The following is a 4,246-nucleotide window of genomic DNA, read 5'->3' as shown; positions in this document are numbered from 1 at the left end:
GTCCCTGGGCCGTGAAACCACCGACCACACCACCCTGCTCCCCTTCGCCTTCACCGGCGTACAACTCCACGCCACCGGCGCCAACCACCTCCGCGTCCACCTCACCCGCACCAACGACCGCGAAGTCCGCGTCGACCTGAGCGACCCGGCCGGTACCCCCGTGGCCACCATCGCGGAGCTCCGGCTGCGCGCCGTCGACCTGGACCGGATCGCGCCCACGCCCCGCACCGACGGCCTCCTCGACCTGTGCTGGAGCCCGGCACCCCAGCCGGTCGGGCCGGTCCCGGATCTGGAGAAGTTCGCCCAGCTCGACGGTGCCGACGTGCCGGGGGTGGCGTCGTTCGCCGACGTGGCGGCGGTGCTCGCCGCCGGTGCGGGTCCCGCCGTCCTGGCCGCCCGGGCGCCGGGCGGAACGATCCGCGAGGCCACCGGCGCTGCCCTGACGCTGGCCCAGGACTTCCTGTCCGCCGGGGCGCTGGTGGACACCCGGCTGCTGGTGCTCACCCACGGGGCCGTCGCCACCGAGCCGGCCGAGCGGCTCCACGATGCCGCGCAGGCCGCGGTGGGTGGACTGATCCGGGCCGTGCAGGCTGAGCATCCCGGCCGCATCCTGCTGATCGACGGTGTGGGCCTAGGCGCGGAGGAGTTGGCTGCCGCCGTACGAATGGAGGAACCTCAGCTGGCGTTGCGCGACGGCCGGCTTCTCGTGCCGCGGTTGGCACCGCTGCCGGCGCAGCCGGCCTTGCCGTCCGGACCGTCCTGGCGGCTCGAGGCCGGCGACGGCACCCTCGAAGGCCTCGCCGTCCTGGAACACCCCGAAGCGCAGGCACCGCTGGAGCCCGGCCAGGTCCGGATCGCCATCCGGGCCGCCGGAATCAACTTCCGGGACGCGATGATCGCCCTCGGCATGTATCCGGACCAGGCGCTGCTCGGCAGCGAGGGGGCCGGCGTCGTGGTCGAGACCGGACCGGGAGTCACCGAGTTCGCGCCCGGTGATCGCGTCATGGGCCTGCTGCCCGGATCGTTCGGCCCGATGACCGTCGCCGATCACCGGATGCTCGCCCGGATCCCGGCCGGGTGGTCGTTCGCCCAGGCCGCCGCTGTGCCGGTGGTCTACACCACGGCCTACTACGCGCTCGTCGACCTCGGTGGTCTGCGCTCCGGCGAGCGTGTCCTGGTGCACTCCGCAGCCGGCGGCGTCGGCATGGCCGCCACCCAGCTGGCCCGTTACCTCGGCGCCGAGGTCTTCGGCACCGCCAGCCCGGGCAAGTGGGCGGGGCTGCGCCGCAACGGCTTCGACGACGCGCACCTCGCGTCGTCGCGCTCCACCCGGTTCGAAGCCGACTTCGCGGATGCTACCGACGGCCACGGGATGGACCTGGTGCTGAACTCGCTGGTCGGCGATTTCGTCGACGCGTCGCTGCGGTTGCTCCCGCACGGTGGCCGGTTCCTGGAGATGGGCAAGACCGACGTGCGGGCTGCGGACCAGGTGGCCGCCGCGCACCCCGGCGTCCGCTACCAGGCGTTCGACGCGATCGAGGCGGGACCGGACCGGATCCGGGAGATTCTGCGCGACGTCCTCGACCTCTTCGCCCGCGGCGCGCTCACCCTTCCACCGGTCGGTGTCTGGGACGTACGCGCCGCCGGTGACGCCCTGCGCTTCGTCAGCCAGGCCCGGCACGTCGGCAAGGTGGTGCTCACCGTGCCCGCCCCGCTCGACCCCGACGGCACCGTCCTGATCAGCGGCGGAACCGGCGCGCTCGGTGGGCTCCTCGCCCGTCACCTGGTGACCCGGCACGGCGCCCGCAACCTGCTGCTGGCCAGCCGGTCCGGTGATCGCGCCGAGGGTGCCGGCGAACTGGCGGAGGAACTGCGCGGGCTGGGCGCGGCAGTCACCCTCGCCGCATGCGATCTTGCAGATCATACGGCTGTCGAGAAGCTGCTTGCCGACGTCCCGCCGGAGCACCCGCTGACCGCGGTGATCCACGCCGCCGGGGTGGTCGACGACGGTCTGGTCGAGCAGCAGAACCCCGGGCGCCTCGACCGCGTGTTCCGTCCCAAGACCGACGCCGCCCGCAACCTGCACGAGCTCACCGCCGGCGCGGACCTTGCCGCCTTCGTCCTCTTCTCCTCGGTTGCCGGTGTCTTCGGCAGCCCGGGCCAGAGCAACTACGCCGCCGCCAACGCCTACCTCGACGCCCTCGCCCGGCAGCGCCGAGCCGATGGGCTACCGGCGCTCGCCATCGCCTGGGGATTCTGGGCGCAACGCAGTGCCATGACGGGGAACCTCAGCGACGCGGACCTGCGCCGGATCGCCCGCTCCGGCATGCGTACGCTCTCCTCCGACGAGGGCCTGGCGCTGTTCGACGAAGCCCTGACCCGGCCGGTTGCCGCCCCCGTCGCCGGCGGCATCGACCCGGCACCGTTGCGCGGCGCCGACCCCGCCACCGTGCCGGCCCTGCTGCGTGACATCGTCGGCCCGGCGCAGCGGCGGGCCGTCGCCACCGGAGCAGAGGGTGCCGGCTCGGACCTCGCCGGGCAACTCGCCGGCCGTCCGGCCGTGGAGCAGCACCGCATCGTGCTGGACCTGGTACGGGGTCACACCGCCACGGTCCTCGGCCACGCCAGCGCCGACGACGTTCCGGCCGGCGCAGCCTTCAAGGAGCTCGGGTTCGATTCGCTCGCCGCAGTCGAGCTGCGCAACCGGCTGGCCATCGCCACCGGGCTACGGCTGCCCGCCACGCTCGCGTTCGACCACCCCAGCCCGGTTGCCGTCGGCGGATATCTGCTGGGCGAGCTGACTGCCGGCGAGGGTGCATCCGACGTGCTCGCCGAACTCGACCGCCTGGAGTCCCTTCTGCTCACCGCCGACGGCGACGCCGAGTTCCACGCCGAGGTGGCTGTTCGCCTGCGGTACCTGTCGAAGCGGTGGGCCGCCTCGGCCGAACCGGACGCGCGGGTCTCGGTCGTCGAAGACCTTGATGCCGCCACGGACGACGAGGTCTTCGACTTCATCGGCAAGGAGCTGGGGATTTCGTGACCGCGCAGCCCGCCTCAACCCGTCCGGACAAGGAGACCGTCGTGGCCGACGAGGACAAGCTCCGCTACTTTCTCCGCCGCGTCACCGCCGACCTGCACGACACCCGGCGCAAGCTCGACGAGATCGAGGCCAGGGAGCAGGAACCGATCGTGGTGGTGGGCATGGGATGCCGCTACCCGGGCGGGGTGCGGTCACCGGAGGACCTGTGGCGGATCGCCACCGAGGGCCGGGACGCGATGACCGAGTTCCCCGGTGACCGCGGCTGGGACCTGGACGCGCTGTACGACCCGGACCCGGACCGGCAGGGCACCTCGTATACCCGGCACGGCGGCTTCCTCCTGGACGTCGCCGACTTCGACGCCGGCTTCTTCGGGATCAGCCCGCGCGAGGCGGTCGCCATGGACCCGCAGCAGCGGCTGCTGCTGGAGGTGTCGTGGGAGGCCATCGAGCAGGCCGGCATCGATCCGGCGACGCTGCGCGGCAGCCGTACCGGCGTGTTCGTCGGCAGCAGCGGGCAGGACTACACCGCGCTGGTGCAGACGTCCGGCAGCAACGGTGGCTACCTGATCACCGGTAACGCGGCGAGCGTGGCTTCCGGCCGGCTCGCGTACACCTTCGGTTTCGAGGGGCCGGCCGTCTCGGTCGACACGGCCTGCTCGTCGTCGCTGGTCGCCCTGCACCTGGCCGGACAGGCACTGCGCTCCGGTGACTGCCGCCTGGCGCTCGCCGGAGGCGTCACCATCATGTCGACGCCCACGCTGTTCGTGGAGTTCAGTCGGCAGCGGGGGTTGGCGCCGGATGGTCGGTGCAAGGCGTTCGCGGCGGGGGCGGATGGTACGGCCTGGGGTGAGGGTGTCGGTGTCCTGTTGCTGGAGCGGTTGTCGGACGCGCAGCGCAATGGCCATCGGGTGTTGGCGGTGATCCGTGGCAGCGCGGTGAACCAGGACGGCGCCAGCAACGGCATCAGCGCCCCGAACGGTCCGTCGCAGCGGCGGGTGATTCGGCAGGCCCTCGCGAACGCACGCTTGTCGCCTTCGGATGTGGATGTGGTGGAGGCGCACGGTACGGGCACGACGTTGGGTGATCCGATCGAGGCGCAGGCGCTACTTGCCACGTATGGGCAGGGTCGGGGTTCGGGTGAGCCGTTGTGGTTGGGGTCGGTGAAGTCGAATATTGGGCATACGCAGGCGGCTGCGGGTGTGGCGG

Annotated in this window: 2 protein-coding genes; both read left to right on the top strand. The window is 72.4% G+C overall.

Translation table 11 applies throughout. The features are described 5' to 3' along the window. A partial coding sequence (locus tag E1258_RS30390) for an SDR family NAD(P)-dependent oxidoreductase (RefSeq protein ID WP_132407150.1) occupies positions 1-3,040 on the top strand: 3,040 nt, incomplete at its 5' end. Positions 3,041-3,081: 41 nt separating this feature from the next. Continuing rightward, on the top strand, positions 3,082-4,246 hold a 1,165-nt coding region (locus tag E1258_RS30385; protein ID WP_207919841.1), incomplete at its 3' end, for a beta-ketoacyl synthase N-terminal-like domain-containing protein.

Source organism: Micromonospora sp. KC207, assembly GCF_004348615.1.
Taxonomy (GTDB): Bacteria; Actinomycetota; Actinomycetes; order Mycobacteriales; family Micromonosporaceae; genus Micromonospora.
Note: the sequence above shows the minus strand (reverse complement) of the source record. Positions and strands in the feature narration are given on the sequence as shown.